Source organism: Pseudoalteromonas sp. CnMc7-15, assembly GCF_022347925.1.
GTDB lineage: Bacteria > Pseudomonadota > Gammaproteobacteria > Enterobacterales > Alteromonadaceae > Pseudoalteromonas > Pseudoalteromonas ruthenica.
On the sequence record NZ_JAKRFT010000005.1, the window covers coordinates 185,037 to 204,334 of the forward strand.

Sequence of the window (19,298 nt, forward strand, 5' to 3'; positions counted from 1 at the left end):
GGCCGCAATTATTCTGTTTCTGCGAGCTCTGGAACCGCAGTATTACGGCGAGCATAAAAGTCTGCTACAAAAGCGTCAAGCTTGCCGCTGGCAATTGCCTCACGCAATCCTTCCATTAAACGTTGGTAGTAGCGCAAGTTATGAATGGTGTTCAAACGCGCACCGAGAATCTCATTACACTTATCCAAGTGATGCAAATAAGCGCGTGAGTAGTTCTTACAGGTGTGGCAATCACATTCACTGTCCAGCGGCGCGGTGTCGGTCTTGTGCACGGCGTTACGGATTTTAACCACCCCACCGGTAACAAATAAATGACCATTACGTGCGTTTCGTGTCGGCATCACGCAGTCAAACATATCAATACCACGACGTACCGCTTCAACGATATCTTCAGGCTTGCCGACGCCCATTAAATAACGCGGCTTTTGCTCTGGCATTTTGTAAGCGCAATGGTCGAGAATATTGATCATGTCTTCTTTAGGCTCACCTACAGAGAGTCCACCGAGGGCATAGCCATCAAAATCAATTTCTTCCAGCCCTGCTTGCGATTGTGCTCGCAGCTCTGGGTACATACCACCTTGGATAATACCAAACAGCGCTGACGGGTTATCACCGTGCGCTTCTTTTGAACGTTTCGCCCAGCGCAGTGATAATTCCATAGAGTCTTTTGCTTGCTTCTCCGTTGCTGGGTAAGGCGTACATTCGTCAAAAATCATGACAATGTCAGAGCCTAGATCACACTGCACTTGCATCGCTTTTTCAGGGCTCAGCATTATTTTCTCACCGTTAACGGGAGAGCGGAACATGACGCCTTCTTCCGTTATTTTACGCATGGCGCCGAGACTGAAAACCTGAAAACCACCGGAGTCTGTCAAAATCGGCTTGTCCCATGCCATGAAGTCATGGAGGTCACCGTGTTGTTTAATAATCTCGGTGCCCGGGCGTAGCATGAGGTGGAAAGTATTTCCCAAGCAAATGTGCGCCCCCGTATCTTTAAGCTCGTCTGGGGTCATCCCCTTTACTGTGCCATAGGTACCTACCGGCATAAATGCGGGGGTTTCAACGACACCGCGTTCGAAAATTAAGCGCCCACGGCGTGCTTTGCCGTCGGTTGTATCTAGTTCAAATTTCATGTGGTCCTCAATAGGTCGGAAAAACAGTCCAACTCGAGCGCAAAATGCGCAGATTAACCGCCCGATTTTACCTGTTTTGTCGCAGCAATACTATGAATTGGGGCGAATCGAAGAAATAAAAGCAACAAGTAAAAAAAGCCGCTTCTTGCGGCTTTTTCTTAGTCTTTATCTTGGCGGGTTAAAAACATCGCATCGCCATAACTAAAGAAACGATAACGCTCTTTGATAGCCTCTTGATAGGCCGACATAATATGCTCCTGCCCAGAGAATGCGCTGACCAGCATAATTAATGTGGACTCCGGTAAGTGAAAATTTGTGATCATGGCATCGACGACATTGAACTGATACCCAGGGTAGATAAAGATATCGGTATCGCCAACATAACTAATGAGCTCACCGCCACCGATTTTCGCTGCCGATTCCAAAGAACGCACCGAGGTTGTGCCCACAGCAATAACGCGCCCACCTTGGGCTTTAGTTTTCGCAATGGCATCAACAACATCTTGTGGTACATCAATGTATTCTGAGTGCATATGATGCTCTTGCACGCTGTCTACCCGCACCGGCTGAAACGTCCCTGCACCAACGTGTAGGGTCACAAACGCCATAGCCACGCCTTTGTCCTTTAACGCAGCCATTAACGGCTCATCAAAATGTAATCCGGCTGTTGGTGCGGCAACTGCACCGGGTTTTTCACCATACACAGTTTGATAACGCTGCTTATCTTCATCAGTATCAGGGCGGTCGATATACGGAGGCAAAGGCATATGGCCAATTTGCTCAAGGGTGTCTAACACTGACATATCACCTTTGAGCTCAAGCTCGAACAGCTCGCCTTGACGGCCAATCATTTCCATCTGCGCTTGCCCTTCAAGAACCATCACCGTTCCCGGTTTAGGTGACTTATTGGCTCTCACATGCGCCAGCACACGCTTATCATCAAGCACTCTTTCTACAAGCACTTCCACCTTGCCACCAGAGCGCTTTTGTCCATGCATACGGGCAGGGATCACTTTGGTGTTATTAAACACCAACAGATCACCAGGCTCGATGAAGTCAATGATGTCCTTGAAAATATGGTGGGTGGTATTACCGCTGTTACCCTCTACTTTTAACAGGCGACTTTGGCTACGTTCCTTTTGCGGAAATCGAGCGATCAATTCTTCAGGTAGCTCAAAACTAAAATCGGCCACGCGCATGGGTTTTCTCCGGGGTGCTGAAAATCGCGCCAATTCTAGTTCCCCCCTTGACTGAAATCAAGCGCATGGCGCTTGTCTCGGGTGACAATTACCTATAATCTAGCGGATTCAATTTAGGTCTTAAACAGTTGGGTTGCGATACCATGGCTACGCCGTTGAGCCTCATGATAGTCAATGCCAGTGCAGTTGAGCGCAGCATCATTAAACGTACTTTGGGGCGTCTCGATATTTTCTCTGTGCTTGAGTTCGCAGACTCCCAAGAAGCATTGCAGGTGCTGAAAGAACGCGCGGTAAGCTTAGTAATTACCGGACTGGATGTAGGCACCATCGATGGCTGGCGCTTTTCACGAATGATTCGCTCCGGACTGCTGAAAACCCCTAAACACACCCCGATTGTACTGACTCCCCCTTTTTATTGTGAACGTATCGCCGAAACCACAGCTCGCAGCTATGGTATTGATGCGGTTGTGCCCATTGAACGCCAAGATTTACTACCGCAAACACTGGCCAATGTTCTGTCCACGCAACTCGATAAAAGCAGTCGTTTAGGTCTGCTGTTACTCGAAGCCGATAGCACCAAAGCAAAAGCAATGAGTGAGGCTTTAGCGTTAAACTTTGCCGTTGAAGTATGCAGCTCTGTGCGCCAAGCCTTAAGCACGTATTTGCAAGGGCGTTACGCCATCGTATTGCTAGATGCCAGTATTGCCAATGCCGAGACTGCTAACGAGTTGGTTCAAAGTATTCTCTCTCATAATGCCAGCCAAGCGATTGTCACTATTATAGATAGCCACGACGCTGACTATGCCGAGCGTTTATTGTTGAGCGGCGTCACCGACTTTATTCGTCGCCCTTACAATGACGCACTACTAATGAAAGTGTGTGACCACGCCGCGCGTCGTGAAGACTTTATAGCCAGCTACAGCGAGTTTGAGAAGAAAGTGGCGCAGCTAAGCCAAAGTCAATCACGCTATAAAGAGCTCTATTCAGCACACCAACGCATTCTTATGCATCTTAATACCATCGTTATGGAGCTCGACGAGCAAGGCTGCATCCGCTTTATTAACCCAGCCTGGGAAGCAAATACCGGGTATGGTTTAAAGCAAAGTATTGGCAAGCCGCTTACCAACTACGCGTTAGCGCATGACCAAGCAAGGCTTCAGCAAGTATTGAGCGCTGTTGCTCAGGGTGAGCAACAACGGCGTAAGATAGAAGTGCAACTGGTTACACAACAGGGCAATAGCGCTTGGTTTGAATGCCGTTTCCAGCATGTTAATGAAGCCAATGCTGGCGCGGTGATCACCGCTTCCATCGACAATATTGAAGAGCGCAAGCAGGCGGAGTTACAGTTACAACACTTAGCATTACACGATACCCTTACAGGGCTTCACAACCGCTATTATTTTGACCAACAACTCTCTCAGTTGTGTCGCCAAACCCGTGCTAATGATGAGCACGCACTGATTTATATCGACCTTGACCACTTCAAAATTATTAACGACAGCAAGGGACACCAAGAAGGTGACGTTGTTCTTAAAGAGGTCGCCAACTTATTCCAAGAGCATATCGGCGATAGCCATTTAGTCTTTCGCATCGGCGGCGATGAGTTCGCCATTTTACTTAAAGACACCCCATTTTTAGACGCTCATATGGTGGCTGAAGGGGTATGTATGGCTATTGATAGCTACCAGTTCCATTGCCAAGAGCAGCTCTACTCTATTAGTTGCTCAATCGGCATCACACAAATATCGGCACAGAACAACGATGCTAGCGAATGCCTTAAGCAGGCTGATATCGCACTGTATATTGCCAAAAGTCAGGGCCGTAATTTAGTGCATTGCTATGATGCTCGTGACTCGCAAAGTAATGCGATGCAAAGTGGCTTGGAATGGGGTCACAATGTGCGCTCGGCACTGCAGCAAAACAACATTGAGTTACACTATCAGGCCGTGTGGGACATTAAGCGCTCGCGTATTGCTTATTATGAGGCCCTATTAAGGCTGGTTGTTGATGACGAGCTTATCTACCCGAACCAATTTATCCCAGCCCTTGAAATGCTCAATGACAGCTACTTGATGGACCAATGTGTAGTTCGCCGAGCGATTAGCGATCTCAGTGAAAACCCGCAGTTACAGCGTGTTGCCATCAACCTCTCGGCGCAATCGTTTTTAGATGAGCGTTTATTGCCACATATCCGCGCCATGCTCAATGACTATCACGTCGATCCCAAGCGCGTTATTTTTGAAATTACGGAAAGTGCCAGCATTGATAACCTGAGTGCAACCCGAGACATGATCTGCGCGCTTAACGAGCTTGGCTGTGACTTTTCCATTGATGATTTTGGTACTGGATTTAGTACCTTTGACTATCTCAAGCGCTTGCCAGCGCAGCATGTCAAAATTGACGGCTCATTCGTGCGCGATATGCAACATGACCCCATAGACTATGCGTTGGTTAAGGCCATCAACGATATTTCACGCTCGCTGAAAAAGCATTCAGTAGCGGAATACGTTGAAAACAAAGAAATTTATAACCTACTTAAAGAAATTGGTGTCGATTACGCTCAAGGCTACTTTATTGCCAAACCCGCCCCGATAGCGTCACTGCAAAACAATCAAAAAATAATCTCTGCAAAAACATCTAGCTAAGTAATAACGAACGAAATTTAACAATTTAGCGCTTTTTCTGAGCGCTCATTTAGCTATACTCAAATTATTCAGTGCGCTGTGAAAGAAGCAGGTTAAGCACGTACAGTTAATTATTAACCTGCTGAAAATACTAAATAAATCATAAAGCCCAACAATGGAATGTGGCATAGCCGGAGAGGTTATATCGGCTTAGAAGACATTGTCTATCAATGACATCAACAAGGCTCGTTAAGGAAAATCAACATGACTGCTTTAGTAACATTACTGCTGAGTATAAACATGCTCATCGCCAGCCAGTGCTACCTTCACGCCAAGCGCAAAGGGTATCCGGTACGGCTGTTTTTAGTACTGGGTGTTATTCCGTATTTTAACCTTGTGGTCTGGGTCTATTTGTTGTTTTTACCGGCACTAGAAAAGTCCCTGTTTAAACCAAAATCGACACCTTAGACAGCTAGGTTCATTAAGGCTCTTCACTGCCCACGGTGCTACAAGTACGTAGGAACTCGCCGACTTTATCGCTGAATAGCCGGAAGTCACCGATTCTTCCTGTGGTCTTGCGCCAAATTAAACCAACATCGCGATGCGCATCAGCGCCAGAGCTGGTAGCCACCAGCGGCTTGGCATCAAGTATGCCCGCGTTAATCGCCATTTGTGGTAAAAATGTAACGCCCAACTTATATTCCACCATCGACAGCAAGGTGTGTAAATTCGCGGCTTCGAATGGGTTGATGCAACTCGCTCGCTCCAAATTACACGCACTGAGCGCATGCCCAGTCATACAGTGCTCACGTTCAAGGAGGAATACGCTGTGCTCTGGAAGCGCATTGTAATCCACCGACTCATTAATGGGATAATCTTTGTGTTTCACGAGGTAGAACTTGTCTTTTGCCAATATCTGCGTGTGAAAGCGTCCAGTTTCATAAGGCAGTGCTAGCAGCGCGATATCAATATGGCCATGCTCTAACTTATCGAGTAGGTTATCACTGGTGTCCTCTACCAGCACTAAATCTAAGTCTTTAAACGTTTCTTTGCAGTAGCAATAAAGTGGCGCAGCGACAAAGCTAGCAATAGTCGGAATAACGCCTAGCGTTAGCGTACCGCTAAGCGGGTGCAGATGGCTGCGGGTCAGCTCTTTCACACTCATGGTGTCGTTAATTATTTGCTTGGCCTTCGCTACCACCTCTTCGCCAATGCTGGTGAACATTAAACTGCGATTTTCACGCTCAATAAGTTGCACGCCGAGATTTTCTTCAAGGTTTTGAATCGCGCTACTCAAAGTCGACTGGCCGATATAACAGGCGCTAGCTGCGCGACCAAAATGTTGATGTTGATGAACTGCGATTAAATATTGTAGTTGCTTGATACTAGGCAGGTTGGTCATGTTTATTGCTCACAAATAAAAAGACCCCAACACCGAGGGCGCTGAGATCTTTTCAAGCTAAAAGACGGTTCTGTCATGTGTTGTGGGAGGTAACTCCCACAACGACGTTATACGCCGAATACTGTTCTTAATATGTAGAAGATTACAATAGCAAGAGCAGCACCAACAGGCAATGTTATTACCCAAGAAACCACAATGTTTCTAATCACACTCATATTCAGTGCAGCAATGCCGCGTGCCATGCCCACACCCAAAACAGCACCGACTAGTGTTTGCGTGGTCGAAATTGGCAAGCCAGTACCAGAGGCAATAACTACAGTTGATGCGGCTGCAAGCTCGGCTGCGAAGCCTCGGCTTGGCGTTAAGTGCGTAATTCCTTCACCAATGGTTTTAATCACTTTCTTACCTAAGATAGCAAGACCCATTACGATACCTAAGCCACCTAAAGGAAGAATCCACCATGCAAGTGCTGCTTTTTTCGCAAGCTCACCGTTATTTTCAACGATATTTACAACGGCAGCAAGTGGGCCTATGGCGTTGGCAACATCGTTCGAACCGTGTGCAAAAGCCATACAACAAGCGGTCAGTACCATCAGTACGGCAAACACTTTCTCAACGTTGTTAAACTGCATCGCCTTATCGGCTTTAGGGTCCATTTTTAGGCGTTTAATGGCAAGCATACCAATAATGCCGATAAGCACAGCAATAGCTACCGACAAGGCATAACCTTCAACCGTTCCTAGGTTGATACCAATGTGCTTTAAGCCTTTTTTGATAGTCACCAAGGACATGACAAAACCAGCCAAACCCATATAGATAGGTACGTAGCGTTTAGCATTATCCAGTGGGTTATTGGTATCGAAAATAAGCTTTTGCGCGCTCATAAAGATAAGGTAAGCAATGAAGCCTGATAGCGCAGGCGTCACCACCCAGCTACCCACAATCCCCGCAACCTTGGTCCATTGAATCGCTTCGCTACCTACAGCAACGAGAGCAAAACCAATAATAGCGCCGATAATAGAGTGTGTTGTGGAAACAGGCCAGCCTAAAAAGGACGCAATTAATAACCAGCTACCGGCCGCGAATAATGCTGAAATCATGCCCAACACCATCAGTTCGGGGATATCAGCAAACGGAGCGGCGTCAATAATGCCTTTACGTATGGTCGATGTAACCTCACCACCGGCTAAATATGCGCCAGCGAATTCGAAGATCATCGCAATGATAATCGCTTGTTTAATGGTCAGTGCTTTAGAGCCCACTGACGTACCCATTGCATTGGCTACGTCATTGGCACCGATGCCATAAGCCATGAAGAAACCTACCGCAGCGGCAACCAACACCAGCACGGTACCGTAGGACGAAATAATATCCATCAGAATAACCTTATTGTCTTAACTTTGTTTGAGCCAGCAGTGTGTTCATATTGTCTTTGCTGGATCTTGGCAATGTTAACGAGCTAGCAATACTTCTAAACGCGAACCAACGCGCTCAGCAATATCGGCTAAATCGCCCACCCACTCGATGATCTTGTACAAGAACATGACATCAACAGGGTTTAGTGTATCTTCAATGCGACGCAATTCTTGACGTAGCTTAATTTGCATATCGTCTGTGTCTTGCTCAATCGCATCAAGTTCGGCGAGCATTTTCTCAACCAGGGTTACTTCACGACCACGGAAGCCTGTTTCAAGTAATTCATCTAGCTCATTAATAGCTTTTGATGCTTGCTTGGTGGCGTCCACACAGCGTGATAGATACTGTAAGAAGTCGCTTTGGATGGTTTTTGGGATTGCCATCTCACGGCCAATAACGCGTCCAGCTATGTCTTTAGCTTTATTGGCTATCTTGTCTTGGTGGGTGATCAGTTCGAGCAAATCGGTGCGCTCAACTGGAAGGAACAGTCCACGTGGAAGATTAAGTCTAATCTCACGTTTAAGATCATCGGCCTCACGCTCTATGGAGCGTATTTTAAGACGTAACTCTTCCGCTTCTTGCCATTGAGACTCAAATACATGCTCAAAAAAGGGAATGAGTAGCGCACTTGCTTTGTGCACTTTTTTAATATGATCTTCAATTGGTTTAATAGGTGATTTTGCAAAAACCCCTAAAAACGCATTACTAGGCATAACTGACCCTTTGAATCTAAGTTTGCAATAAAACCGTCATAAATAGGTCATAAACATAGACTACATTGGTTTTGTAGGCTCGTTTCTTTGCTATTTTCCACGACTTAGTTTAACTATGCTTTCGAGCGCAATTTTACCCTATGTGCAGCTCAAACGCATCGAATTTCATGCCTTATTCAGTAAGCTTTTACACTCAACTGGCAATGATTATTTAACATCATAAAAAAAGGGCAAATGTCCGTATTTGCCCATCTTTATTTTCTAAAATAATTACAGTGTCTTAGCGATATCTTCTTGGGAGATATGGCGAATATCCTTGCCGTTGACGAAATAAATCACATATTCGGAAATATTCTGACAACGGTCGCCAATGCGCTCCAAAGAACGTACCGACCAAATTAAGTCCATTACTTTGGGAATTGAACGCGGATCCTCCATCATATAAGTCATGATTTGGCGGGTGAGAGCTTCATACTCACGATCCACTTTTTCATCCGCTTTGTGCACTTCAAAGGCCTTCTGCGCGTCCATTCGGGCAAACGCATCCAATACGTCATGTAACATGATTGACACTAAGCGACCCATATTTTCAATGTTATTGAGCAACCCTTGCTGATCTTTAGTGAAAGAGTCTAATGCAACTTTGGCAATGCGCTCAGCCTCATCACCAATACGCTCTAAATCAGCAATAGTTTTGGCAATGGCAACAACCAAACGTAAATCACTGGCCGCTGGTTGGCGTTTAGCGATGATGCGCGTGCACTCCTCGTCAATGTTCACTTCCATGGCATTCACGCGGTAGTCATTAGCTTTGACCTTTTTTGCCAACTCAGCATCGTTTTTACTGACTGCATCAAGGGCACTGTTTAGTTGCTGCTCAACTAACCCACCCATGCTCAGAACATGGTTACGTACACTCTCTAGCTCTTCATTAAACTTGCCGGAAATGTGTTTGTTTATATTGTGTTCCATAATCGCCTTCTCAAAATTCTACTCTAGTAATCATAGCAACAAGCGTTGCAACATGCCGCGAGATTAACCGTAACGACCGGTAATGTAGTCTTCGGTTTTCTTCTTACTAGGGGTGGTGAACAGAGTATTAGTATCGGCATACTCAATAAGCTCACCCATATACATAAATGCCGTTTGATCAGATACCCGCGCCGCCTGTTGCATGTTGTGCGTTACAATTACCACGGTGAACTTGTTTTTGAGCTCACTGATCAACTCTTCAATAACCAGCGTTGAAATGGGATCCAGCGCCGAAGTTGGTTCATCCAGCAATAACACTTCGGGTTCGATGGCGATAGAGCGAGCAATCACTAAACGCTGCTGCTGACCTCCAGAGAGACCAAATGCACTGTCGTGCAGACGATCTTTGACTTCGTCCCACAATGCCGCGCCACGTAATGACTTTTCCACCACTTCATCGAGTTTACGCTTGTCTTTAATGCCTTGTAGGCGCAAGCCATAAACCACATTCTCATAAATAGACTTAGGGAATGGATTCGGGCTTTGAAACACCATGCCAACATTACGGCGCAACGCTGCCACATCCACACGCTTGTTGTAGATATTCTCGCCGTGAAGCAGAATTTCACCGTCGATACGGCAGCTATCTACCAGGTCGTTCATACGATTGATACAACGTAGTAATGTTGATTTACCACAACCCGATGGGCCGATAAACGCAGTTACCTGACCTTTAGGAATATCCATACTGACATCACTCAGCGCTTGCTTCTCGCCATAGTAAAGGTCGAGATTTTTAATCTGCAATGCTGTTTGCTCTGGCGTTAGGTTATTCAAATCTAGCTTATCGCTGCTTGATGCATTTACCTGGGGTGCAACTGTAATCATAACTTTGTTACCTATCTCAATTCTTTACATTACTTATCTAGGGCGCGGAACTTTTCACGCAAGTGGTTACGAATACCAATTGCGGTGATGTTCAAGGTGATGATCACTGTCACCAGTAAAAACGCGGTTGCATAAACCAAGGGTCGCGCAGCCTCTACGTTCGGGCTTTGGAAGCCGACGTCATAAATATGGAAGCCTAAGTGCATAAATTTACGGTCTAAGTGCACATAAGGGAAGTTACCATCTAACGGTAAGGTCGGAGCCATTTTTACCACCCCAACTAGCATCAACGGCGCCACTTCGCCCGCCGCGCGCGCTACCGCCAGAATAAGGCCGGTCATAATCGCTGGGCTCGCCATTGGCACCACGATGCGCCACAATGTTTCCGCTTTAGTCGCACCTAGGGCGAGTGAGCCTTGACGCACTGAACCCGGGATTCGAGAAAGTCCTTCTTCGGTGGACACAATCACTACCGGCAAGGTCAAAATCGCCAGGGTCAAGGCCGACCACATTACCCCAGGCGTACCAAAAACGGGGCTAGGCGCCGCTTCAGGGTAAAATAGCTGATCTAAACTGCCACCTAACATATAGACAAAGAAACCAAGACCGAATACCCCGTACACAATCGACGGTACACCTGCGAGGTTAATCACCGCGATACGGATCATCTTCGTCACCGCATTTTTCGCTGCGTATTCGTGTAAGTAGATAGCGGCCACCACCCCAAACGGTGTCACGATCACGGCCATTAGCATCACCATAAACACGGTACCGAATATTGCTGGGAAAACGCCACCTTCGGTGTTCGCTTCACGCGGGTCATCGGCGATGAACTTGCCCAACTGACCAAAGTAATGACCAAGCTTGGCAAAGAAGCCCATGTTATTTGGCTGCCAAAAATCAAGCACTTGATAAAGCGGTAAGGTCACCATTTCACCGCGCATGTCTCGCACGATCACTTTGTCTCGCTTGGCGGCGTCACGCAACGCAAAGAGCTCTTTCTCATAGCCTTTATAAGCTTCACGCAAACGTTTACGCTCGGCTTCAAGCTCAGCCATGTGCTCGGGTGTTAGGTCATTATCAAGCTCATACGCGCGCTCTTGTAGACGTAATTGCTCAAGTTCATAGTTAATGTGACCGATTTCACCGTTTTGTAAATCAAGCGCCTGCTCATTAAGCTCAACCGCGCGCTCGACCAGCTCTTCTAATTTGGCGACCTTGTCGGCTTGAACCAGCTCACCTTGCTCATAGACCTGCTCAATATAACCATAGAAGTTACCATTTTTAGAGCGTTCAAACACTGCGAGCTCTTTCGGCGTCGACTGTTTTTGGATGTCGGTTTCTAATAACCAACGGAAATCCAAATCAACATACTCACGGTTACCGGTTTTAATTAGGTAACGGGTAATCTCTTCGGCGCCATAGTTTTTTAACTCAACCCCGGAAGCTCTTACTCGACTCGCAGGCACCGCCTCGCGATCATAGATTTCACCAATGACCATTTGCTGAGGTACAGAGCCTTGCACTTCAAACTGGTGTACTTCTGATGGCCAGAAAAAGCTCAGGCCACGCCATGCAATTAGCGCTAACAAGCCAATTACAGAAATCAAACTGATGCTTACAGCACCACCGGTCATCCAAATCCAAGGAGAACCAGACTTAAACCACTGTCTTACCATGTCGTGTCTCCTCTAATTACAGTGAGCTGTATTTTTCACGCAGACGCTGACGAACAAACTCAGCAAGCGTGTTAAACACGAAGGTGAAAATAAAGAGCACAAAGGCTGCCAAGAATAGAATGCGATAGTGTGAACTACCCACTTCAGATTCCGGCATCTCTACGGCAATATTTGCTGCTAACGTACGCATACCTTGGAAGATACTCCAATCCATAATCGGGGTATTACCGGTGGCCATGAGTACGATCATGGTTTCACCCACGGCGCGGCCTAAGCCCATCATAACCGCCGAGAAAATACCCGGACTCGCTGTCAGCAAGACCACCCGTACTAAGGTTTGCCACTGGGTGGCACCTAGAGCTAGAGAGCCTTGCGTAAGGTGGCGAGGAACACTGAATACTGCGTCTTCGGCAATCGAAAATATGGTCGGAATAACGGCAAAGCCCATAGCAATACCCACCACCAACGAGTTGCGCTGATCGAAAGTCATACCCAATTCATTGGTAATAAACTGACGTGCATTACCATCAAATAACCAGTTCTCGACGCTGCCACTCATGGCAAAGGAAACCCAGCCAACCAGTAGCACAACCGGCACCAAAATAATTGAGTGTGCTCCATCAGGAATACGATGACGGATCTGCTCAGGCAGTTTTGTCCAAGCAAAGGCGGTGCTGATAATGGCAACGGGCAGCAATATCAACAACGCGACTATGGCGGGCAAGTTTTCCTCAATCAAAGGCGCTAACCAAAGACCAGCAAGGAAACCGAGAATAACGGTTGGTAAGGCTTCCATAATTTCAACGGTGGGCTTCACCACTTTGCGTAGTTCGCTAGACATAAAGTAAGCGGTATACACAGCAGCAGAAAGTGCAATGGGCACAGCAAATAGCATGGCGTACATCGCTGCTTTAAGAGTACCGAAAGAAATTGGGATCAGTGAAAACTTAGATTCAAAGTCATCACTGGCCGACGTTGATTGCCAAATATAATCAGGCTCAGGGTAGCCTTCATACCAGACTTCCTGCCACAACCCAGACCAAGTTACCTCCGGATGCTCATTCTCAATTTCTATCACCTTCACTTGGTTATCAGCCAAGATCAGCGCCGCATTTGAACGCGGAGCAATGGCAAAGTTTTTGATCATGCCATCGGCCACTTTGCCCTGCCATAGTTTCGCTTCACTGGTGGTGTAATACACCCCTAGCTCACCATTGTCACCGGCAGTAAAGAAAGTGCGGCGATAAAATTCGGTGTAAATATCTATGGCTTTTTGCTTTGAGGTTTCAAAGGCGCGGATTTTCTTAAAGGCTTTGCCGTCATCGGTATTCACCTCAAACCACTGCGATACTTCGCCATTGTCGTTTGCCAGCATCAGTGAATTGGCGCCAGCAAGCAGCTGCGCGGAAATAATGTTGGCATTTTCTTCGTTAGCAGCAAGTACTTGAGTCAGCTCTACGTCGCTGGCATAACGGCTGTTATAGATATAGATTTGGTTGGCTGAACGCACGAAAACGCGACTGCCGTCGGGCGAGATCAACAGCTCATCAATGCGGCCATCGATGTTAAGCTCGGTTTGTTCAGCCACCCACTCAACCTCGCCGGTCATGAAGTTTTCTTCACCGACATAGGCGCTAAATACCACTCGCTTGTCTGCGGTTAGGGCCACCATCACCACTTTTTCTTCACTTTGCGAGAACGCAAAACGTTTAATGGCCTGACCTTGTGGGTCAACCTCTAGCGGCTTTTCGCCTAAGGGGTAAGTCAAACGTGGAGTCAACTTGCGCTGATTATTAGGGAAGCTCACCATAAAGCTTGGCTTGACGATAACCGCCTCACCATTGCTTAACCCATAGGCATATAAACCTTGGTGCGGTGCGCTAGACGCAAAGCTGGTCACGTCTGCAGGAAGAACCGTTTTCAGCTCGGTCATTTGTTGACCAAAGCCTTGCTCTTGAATGTTGTAAAAGTCCACCGCCCCATCACGCTTAAGCAGATAGGCAATTTCGGTTTGTTCTTCAAGCCCTAAGCCGACAACATCCTGTTGTGCAACATCAAAGCTTGCACGCTCTTCGATGTGCGCAGACTCAAAAATAGGTTGCACCACATAGAGGAGATAGAAAAATATCAGCAACAGCGCCACGAGCACCATTACCCCGCCAGAGGTAATGCCAAACTGGGCTATTTTGTCTTTAAATAGACGGCTTCTATCCGTGCTAAATGTTAAGTTTTGCGGATTGGAAGTCATCAATACACCCTTATATCTTTACGATGCGCGGATTATATTTCATCAAAATGACAGTTTTGTTACATAACGGAAAAACTAGTACGAAATGAGTAAAAAACAACCAATACTACCAAGACTGTTTTTACATCTGGTTATGACCTATAGCAAATTGCCATTGCGAAGAATTGGACAAACCCCGAAAAGGGGTCAATACTTGCTCATAGCGAGCACGTGAAGACCACCTTAACTTTTTAATAATTATACGTTTATCTATCTTATTTTAAGGCTGTGCTCGAAAAAGGCAGCCGCATGAGCTGACTAAATTTCCACAATAATAAAGAGACCGTTATTTATGCAGCAGTTAGTACTGACCGTATTAGGCCAAGATCGTCCCGGCCTCGTTGAAGAACTTTCCTCCGTCATCTTAGATCATCACGGCAATTGGCTAGCCAGCAACCTCTCACATCTCGCTGGTAAGTTTGCTGGTATTGTTCAGGTCGAGGTCGCTGAAGAGCACCTGAAAGAGCTTCAAGACGCACTACAACAATCCCCTCACTTAGAGATCCGTATTGAATCAGGAGATAAACTCGCCAATGACACGCCTGAATGCTTAAACCTTGCGATCACAGGAAATGATAGACCTGGTATAGTGCAAGAATTAGCCGCAGTGATCCGTCACAAAGGCGCCAACATCACGCACCTGACGTCGAAGCAACAAAGTGCTCCCAACTGGGGTTCGCCCTTATTCAGTGCGGTTGCTACGGTTACCTTGCCAGCGGGAATGCAGCGCGATGTCGTGATCGACGCTCTGGAATCAATCACCCCAGATGTTATCGTTGATATAGAAAGCTAAAAACAACTTGTATCTACTAAGAAGATGACAGCGCTGTTATGTCATCTTCTGGTCATACTGCGGTAATAAATTAATACACTCACGCAGACTCTCTTCTACACTGAGTGTATTATGAAACCGGAACATATTGTTATGCAGGCGAGCTACTACCCCAAAGAGCTCAGTTGGCTTTCTTTTAACGAGCGCGTACTGCAAGAGGCAAAAGATAAAAACAACCCTATCATTGAACGCATTCGCTTTCTGGGCATATTTTCCAACAATCTTGATGAATTTTTTCAAGTGCGCGTTGCTGACGTAAAACGCCGCATCCTGCTGAACAAACTTCCTGATGCAAACTTCGATGAAGATGAAGCCCTGATGCAGCAAATTCAGGACAAAGTACTTAAGCTAGGGCAAGACTTTAACGTTATCTATGATGATATCTTAGTGGCCCTCAACGAGCACAATATTCATGTTGACCGACCCGAGCAGCTCAGTGAGTTTCACCAGCAATGGCTGTTAGCATATTTTAAATCTGAGGTATTAGAGCACCTGTCGCCCATTCTGCTTGATCAAAACAAAAACTATTCCGAGCATATCAACGACACCATGACCTATTTATTTGTCGAAATGCGTCATGAGAAAAGCCATTATGCATTGTTGGAAGTGCCGACCAACCGACTACCACGTTTTGTGCAATTACCTGCGGAAAAGACCCGCCGCCACAAAACTATCGTCCTGCTTGATGACATCATTCTCTATTATCTTGAACAGGTATTTGCCAGCTTTTTTAGCTTTGACGCCATTCGTGGTTTCGCCATTAAGCTCACTCGTGATGCTGAATATAACCTCGACGATGAAATCGAAGAAGGCCTGTTGGATAAAATGTCAAAAGGTCTAAAACAGCGGTTGCGCTCAGAGCCTGTGCGTTTAGTGTACGACAGTGCCTTGCCCGGAGAGATGCTCAAAGCACTAAGACGACGCTTGGGGATCACTCGCTATGATGCCCTGATCCCTGGCGGCCGCTATCGCAACTTTCGCGACTTTTTAGCCTTTCCCAATGTCGGCCGGCGCTACCTTGAGAACCGCCCACTGGCAACCATTCGCTCACACACTTTTGATCATTTCACAAGCGTATTTGATGCCATTAGCCATCAAGACATTCTGCTGTATTACCCCTACCATACCTTCAATCACTTTTTGAACTATGTGCGCCAAGCATCTTTCGACCCCGACGTATTACATATAAAGGTCAATATTTATCGCGTTGCCAGTCAGTCGCGGTTAATTGGTGCGCTGGTGAATGCGGCAAAGAATGGTAAGAAAGTCACCGTTATGGTGGAGTTAAAAGCGCGCTTCGATGAACAAAATAATATCCAATGGGCAAAGAACTTGGACGAAGCTGGGATCAAGGTGATCTTTGGCATCCCTTCTCTCAAAGTGCACTCCAAACTGTGCGTGATTCATCGCAAAGAACACGGGCAGATTGTGCAATATGCACATATTGGCACCGGCAACTTCCATGAAAAAACAGCAAAAATATACACTGACTTTAGCTTATTCACTCGCGATCCCGAGATATGTGAAGAGTGCGATAACGTGTTTAAGTTTATCGAGCACAGCTACAAACACTTTAAGTTTAAGCATCTGATGGTCTCACCTGTGAATGCGCGTGAACGTATCGATGAGTTGATTGATGAGCAAGTAACGCTAGGAAAGAAAGGTCACATTTTTATCAAGGTCAATAACTTAGTTGATAAAGAGTTAATTGATAAGCTGTATATCGCGGCCCAGGCAGGGGTTAAAATAAGGCTGATCATTCGTGGCATGTGCTCTTTGGTACCCGGCATCAAGGGGTTCAGTGACAATATTAAAGTCATTAGTATCGTAGATCGTTTCCTAGAGCATCCTCGGGTGATGGTCTTTGGCAGTGCTGAGCATACCCAGGTATTTATTTCATCCGCTGACTTGATGACACGTAACCTTGATCACCGGGTAGAAGTAGGCGTCCCTGTTTATAATCGCAGCTTACAGCAGGTAATCATCGATATACTCGAGTTACAGTGGCGCGATCGCAGTAAAGCCCGTGTGATTGACGCCGAGCAAAGAAATCATTACGTTCGTCGAGGGAACAAGAAAAAAATCCGCTCGCAAATTGCCATTCATGATTACTTAAAGAAATGGGAAAGCAATCGTGCACACCAATGATGTCACTACTTTCGCTGCTGTCGATTTAGGCTCCAACAGCTTTCACTTGTTGCTAGCAAGAGAGGTTGATGGTCGTTTAGAGGTGTTACACAAAGAAAAGCAGCGCGTATATCTTGCCGCTGGCCTTGATAACAACGACTGCCTGAGTGATGAGGCCATAGAAAGAGCGGTCAGCGTTTTACGGCAATTTGCTCGCACTCTCATCGATTTTCCTGCCGCCAACGTTAAGGTGGTTGCGACCTATACCTTACGCCGGGCGCGCAATATCAAAAGCTTCATGCGCCGTGCTCGTTCGGTGTTTCCATTTCATATCGATGTTATTTCTGGTCAAGAAGAAGCGCGCCTCATTTATCAAGGCGTTGCCCAACATATACACCACGAGGGGCTGCGTTTGGTGATTGATATCGGTGGTGGTAGTACCGAGCTGGCCATCGGAGAGCATCACCAACACCTGCGTTTGAGCAGCAGAAACATGGGCTGCGTGAGCTATTCGCAACAGTTTTTTGCTGACGGGCTTATCTCAAAAAAGCGCTTTAAACGCGCTATTGTTAAAGCCGAGCAAGAGTTAGAGTCTATCGCGAATAGCTTCACCCAATTAGGTTGGCAACATGTACTGGCCACCTCAGGCACAGCCAAAATGCTCAGCGCCCTGTGCCATCAAGGTGACTTAACCCAGCCACTCACCCAATCAGCACTGGCAACCTTGATTGAAGCGAGCTGCGACTCAGGCCATATAGAGCGATTGGAATTTGCCGAGCTCAGCGAAGAGCGCCGACCCACTTTTTGTGGTGGCCTAGCGATTCTTTACGCCGTGATGACGTTTTTTGATATTGATGCACTCACCTACTGTGACTTTTCACTGCGCGAGGGCATTCTTTACGAGCTCACAGAGCTGCACGCGCAAAAAGATATACGTGTTGCCACGATAGCCAATATCTCCACTCGATATGTGGTTGACAGTGAACATGCGGCCAATGTCAGTGCCACCTTGCAATGGCTCTTTCCTCATATTGAGCAGCCTTGGCAGTTAACCCATGAGGATGATCTCCCCGTGCTTTTATGGGCAGCTCAGCTGCATGAAGTCGGCTTAAGCATAAACTCATCTGGATTACATAAACACAGTGCCTACATTATTGCTAATAGCCAACTTCCGGGGTTTACCCAAGAGCAACAGCAGTTACTTGCATGTCTAATTCGCTTTTACAGAAAAAAAATTAAGCTCAAAGCGTTGCCTGAGTTTATTGCGCTTCCTTCACTAACGTTGAAGCGCATGATTGCCCTATTTCGCCTTGCTGTATTAATGAATCAAAAGCGCCAAGCCAAGCAAAAGCCTGACTATAAAATCAGCGCAGCGAGTCATGAGCTCACGTTGCAACTTGGCAAGCAGTGGCTGTCTGATAACACCTTGCTCGCTGCCGACCTTGAGGCCGAGCAGCAACAATGGAAAAAGCTAGGGCTAGATTTACACGTCTTTTAGGCGATTAGCGCTTTGCATCATTTGTTGTAGCGCATTTTGTTCAGTGAGCAGTATTTGCGAAAGCACGTCTTTACAATCTTCAATCTCTGCACGCTCGGTAAGGTACTGATATAGATCGATAACCTGTTGATGTTTTTTGGCTAGGTAGTTTTGTACTTGCTGCTCATCATGGGCCATATCGGCACTTAATGATTCGAAGTCAATCAGCTCTGGATTTTCGGCAAAATACTCATAGCACCAAGTATTTAACGCATTAGAGCTGGTTAATATTTTAAAACTGGCAACGTCAGCAGCAAGCTTCCCCTCATACCCACTTAGATAATCTAACAGCATGGCACAGCGCTTATCGCTGCTTAAGCCGAGCTGTTCAAAATTGGCAGCAAGTCGGTTGTGAAATTCCACTGTCCAATCCAGTACATGATTAATCTTTTTAACTTGCATATAGCCTCCTTTAAATAGTGTTTTATACACAGCAAATTTCATGCACAAAAAAAGCCCGCTGTCACACGGGCTTCTTAATACATTGGG

The 19,298-nt window shown here is 46.4% G+C and carries 15 protein-coding genes; 5 read left to right on the top strand and 10 right to left on the bottom strand.

Going from position 1 to position 19,298, the window contains the following annotated elements; genetic code table 11:
- Nucleotides 1-8 precede the first annotated feature (8 nt).
- Nucleotides 9-1,133, bottom strand: a complete 1,125-nt coding sequence (tgt, locus tag MHM95_RS13415) for a tRNA guanosine(34) transglycosylase Tgt (RefSeq protein ID WP_053909810.1) — start codon at nucleotides 1,131-1,133, stop codon at nucleotides 9-11.
- Between the two features lie 158 nt (nucleotides 1,134-1,291).
- Nucleotides 1,292-2,332, bottom strand: coding sequence for a tRNA preQ1(34) S-adenosylmethionine ribosyltransferase-isomerase QueA (queA, locus tag MHM95_RS13420; RefSeq protein ID WP_138547039.1), 1,041 nt, complete (start codon nucleotides 2,330-2,332; stop codon nucleotides 1,292-1,294).
- 143 nt (nucleotides 2,333-2,475) lie between these two features.
- Here queA and MHM95_RS13425 point away from each other — a divergent pair, with 143 nt between their 5' ends.
- Complete coding sequence (locus MHM95_RS13425; protein WP_152441229.1) at nucleotides 2,476-4,977, top strand: EAL domain-containing protein; 2,502 nt, start codon at nucleotides 2,476-2,478, stop codon at nucleotides 4,975-4,977.
- A 243-nt stretch (nucleotides 4,978-5,220) separates the two neighbouring features.
- Nucleotides 5,221-5,424: a hypothetical protein gene (locus MHM95_RS13430; RefSeq protein WP_239385534.1), complete on the top strand. Its 204-nt coding sequence runs from the start codon at nucleotides 5,221-5,223 to the stop codon at nucleotides 5,422-5,424.
- A 13-nt stretch (nucleotides 5,425-5,437) separates the two neighbouring features.
- Here MHM95_RS13430 and MHM95_RS13435 read toward each other — a convergent pair whose 3' ends face one another.
- The 7 genes from MHM95_RS13435 to MHM95_RS13465 all read right to left on the bottom strand — a co-directional run bounded on the left by MHM95_RS13435 (nucleotide 5,438) and on the right by MHM95_RS13465 (nucleotide 14,274).
- Nucleotides 5,438-6,358, bottom strand: coding sequence for a hydrogen peroxide-inducible genes activator (locus MHM95_RS13435; RefSeq protein ID WP_239385535.1), 921 nt, complete (start codon nucleotides 6,356-6,358; stop codon nucleotides 5,438-5,440).
- A gap of 107 nt (nucleotides 6,359-6,465) precedes the next feature.
- Entirely contained in the window at nucleotides 6,466-7,734 is a 1,269-nt protein-coding gene (locus MHM95_RS13440) for an inorganic phosphate transporter (RefSeq protein ID WP_022945412.1), read from the bottom strand.
- Between the two features lie 75 nt (nucleotides 7,735-7,809).
- Nucleotides 7,810-8,487 (bottom strand): TIGR00153 family protein, encoded by a 678-nt coding sequence (locus tag MHM95_RS13445; protein ID WP_022945411.1) that lies wholly within the window; start codon nucleotides 8,485-8,487, stop codon nucleotides 7,810-7,812.
- Nucleotides 8,488-8,757: 270 nt separating this feature from the next.
- Nucleotides 8,758-9,459, bottom strand: coding sequence for a phosphate signaling complex protein PhoU (gene phoU / locus MHM95_RS13450; RefSeq protein ID WP_022945410.1), 702 nt, complete (start codon nucleotides 9,457-9,459; stop codon nucleotides 8,758-8,760).
- Nucleotides 9,460-9,522: 63 nt separating this feature from the next.
- Nucleotides 9,523-10,347: a phosphate ABC transporter ATP-binding protein PstB gene (gene pstB, locus MHM95_RS13455; RefSeq protein ID WP_022945409.1), complete on the bottom strand. Its 825-nt coding sequence runs from the start codon at nucleotides 10,345-10,347 to the stop codon at nucleotides 9,523-9,525.
- 29 nt (nucleotides 10,348-10,376) lie between these two features.
- The gene (gene pstA, locus MHM95_RS13460; protein WP_239385537.1) at nucleotides 10,377-12,026 is read right to left on the bottom strand and encodes a phosphate ABC transporter permease PstA; all 1,650 of its coding nucleotides are present in this window, start codon (nucleotides 12,024-12,026) and stop codon (nucleotides 10,377-10,379) included.
- 16 nt (nucleotides 12,027-12,042) lie between these two features.
- Nucleotides 12,043-14,274, bottom strand: coding sequence for an ABC transporter permease subunit (locus MHM95_RS13465; RefSeq protein WP_239385539.1), 2,232 nt, complete (start codon nucleotides 14,272-14,274; stop codon nucleotides 12,043-12,045).
- A gap of 331 nt (nucleotides 14,275-14,605) precedes the next feature.
- On the opposite strand from MHM95_RS13465, the gene MHM95_RS13470 reads away from it, so the two are divergent.
- The 3 genes from MHM95_RS13470 to MHM95_RS13480 all read left to right on the top strand — a co-directional run bounded on the left by MHM95_RS13470 (nucleotide 14,606) and on the right by MHM95_RS13480 (nucleotide 18,770).
- Nucleotides 14,606-15,106, top strand: coding sequence for an ACT domain-containing protein (locus MHM95_RS13470; RefSeq protein WP_022945406.1), 501 nt, complete (start codon nucleotides 14,606-14,608; stop codon nucleotides 15,104-15,106).
- Nucleotides 15,107-15,217: 111 nt separating this feature from the next.
- Nucleotides 15,218-17,293, top strand: a complete 2,076-nt coding sequence (gene ppk1 / locus MHM95_RS13475) for a polyphosphate kinase 1 (RefSeq protein ID WP_138547036.1) — start codon at nucleotides 15,218-15,220, stop codon at nucleotides 17,291-17,293.
- A complete protein-coding gene (locus MHM95_RS13480; protein ID WP_239385540.1) occupies nucleotides 17,280-18,770 on the top strand; it encodes an exopolyphosphatase in 1,491 nt (496 codons plus the stop codon). Before ppk1 ends, MHM95_RS13480 begins: the two co-directional genes overlap by 14 nt.
- On the opposite strand, the gene MHM95_RS13485 is transcribed toward MHM95_RS13480, so the two are convergent.
- On the bottom strand, nucleotides 18,756-19,211 hold the full coding sequence (locus MHM95_RS13485; protein ID WP_026111172.1) for a hypothetical protein: 456 nt from the start codon (nucleotides 19,209-19,211) through the stop codon (nucleotides 18,756-18,758). The genes MHM95_RS13480 and MHM95_RS13485 overlap by 15 nt on opposite strands.
- Nucleotides 19,212-19,298 lie beyond the last annotated feature (87 nt).

Bases quoted from the DNA above. Each gene is read 5' to 3' on its own strand.
- tgt (WP_053909810.1), bottom strand. From the start codon at position 1,133: ATGAAATTTGAACTAGATACAACCGACGGCAAAGCACGCCGTGGGCGC.
- queA (WP_138547039.1), bottom strand. From the start codon at position 2,332: ATGCGCGTGGCCGATTTTAGTTTTGAGCTACCTGAAGAATTGATCGCT.
- MHM95_RS13425 (WP_152441229.1), top strand. From the start codon at position 2,476: ATGGCTACGCCGTTGAGCCTCATGATAGTCAATGCCAGTGCAGTTGAG.
- MHM95_RS13430 (WP_239385534.1), top strand. From the start codon at position 5,221: ATGACTGCTTTAGTAACATTACTGCTGAGTATAAACATGCTCATCGCC.
- MHM95_RS13435 (WP_239385535.1), bottom strand. From the start codon at position 6,358: ATGACCAACCTGCCTAGTATCAAGCAACTACAATATTTAATCGCAGTT.
- MHM95_RS13440 (WP_022945412.1), bottom strand. From the start codon at position 7,734: ATGGATATTATTTCGTCCTACGGTACCGTGCTGGTGTTGGTTGCCGCT.
- MHM95_RS13445 (WP_022945411.1), bottom strand. From the start codon at position 8,487: ATGCCTAGTAATGCGTTTTTAGGGGTTTTTGCAAAATCACCTATTAAA.
- phoU (WP_022945410.1), bottom strand. From the start codon at position 9,459: ATGGAACACAATATAAACAAACACATTTCCGGCAAGTTTAATGAAGAG.
- pstB (WP_022945409.1), bottom strand. From the start codon at position 10,347: ATGATTACAGTTGCACCCCAGGTAAATGCATCAAGCAGCGATAAGCTA.
- pstA (WP_239385537.1), bottom strand. From the start codon at position 12,026: ATGGTAAGACAGTGGTTTAAGTCTGGTTCTCCTTGGATTTGGATGACC.
- MHM95_RS13465 (WP_239385539.1), bottom strand. From the start codon at position 14,274: ATGACTTCCAATCCGCAAAACTTAACATTTAGCACGGATAGAAGCCGT.
- MHM95_RS13470 (WP_022945406.1), top strand. From the start codon at position 14,606: ATGCAGCAGTTAGTACTGACCGTATTAGGCCAAGATCGTCCCGGCCTC.
- ppk1 (WP_138547036.1), top strand. From the start codon at position 15,218: ATGAAACCGGAACATATTGTTATGCAGGCGAGCTACTACCCCAAAGAG.
- MHM95_RS13485 (WP_026111172.1), bottom strand. From the start codon at position 19,211: ATGCAAGTTAAAAAGATTAATCATGTACTGGATTGGACAGTGGAATTT.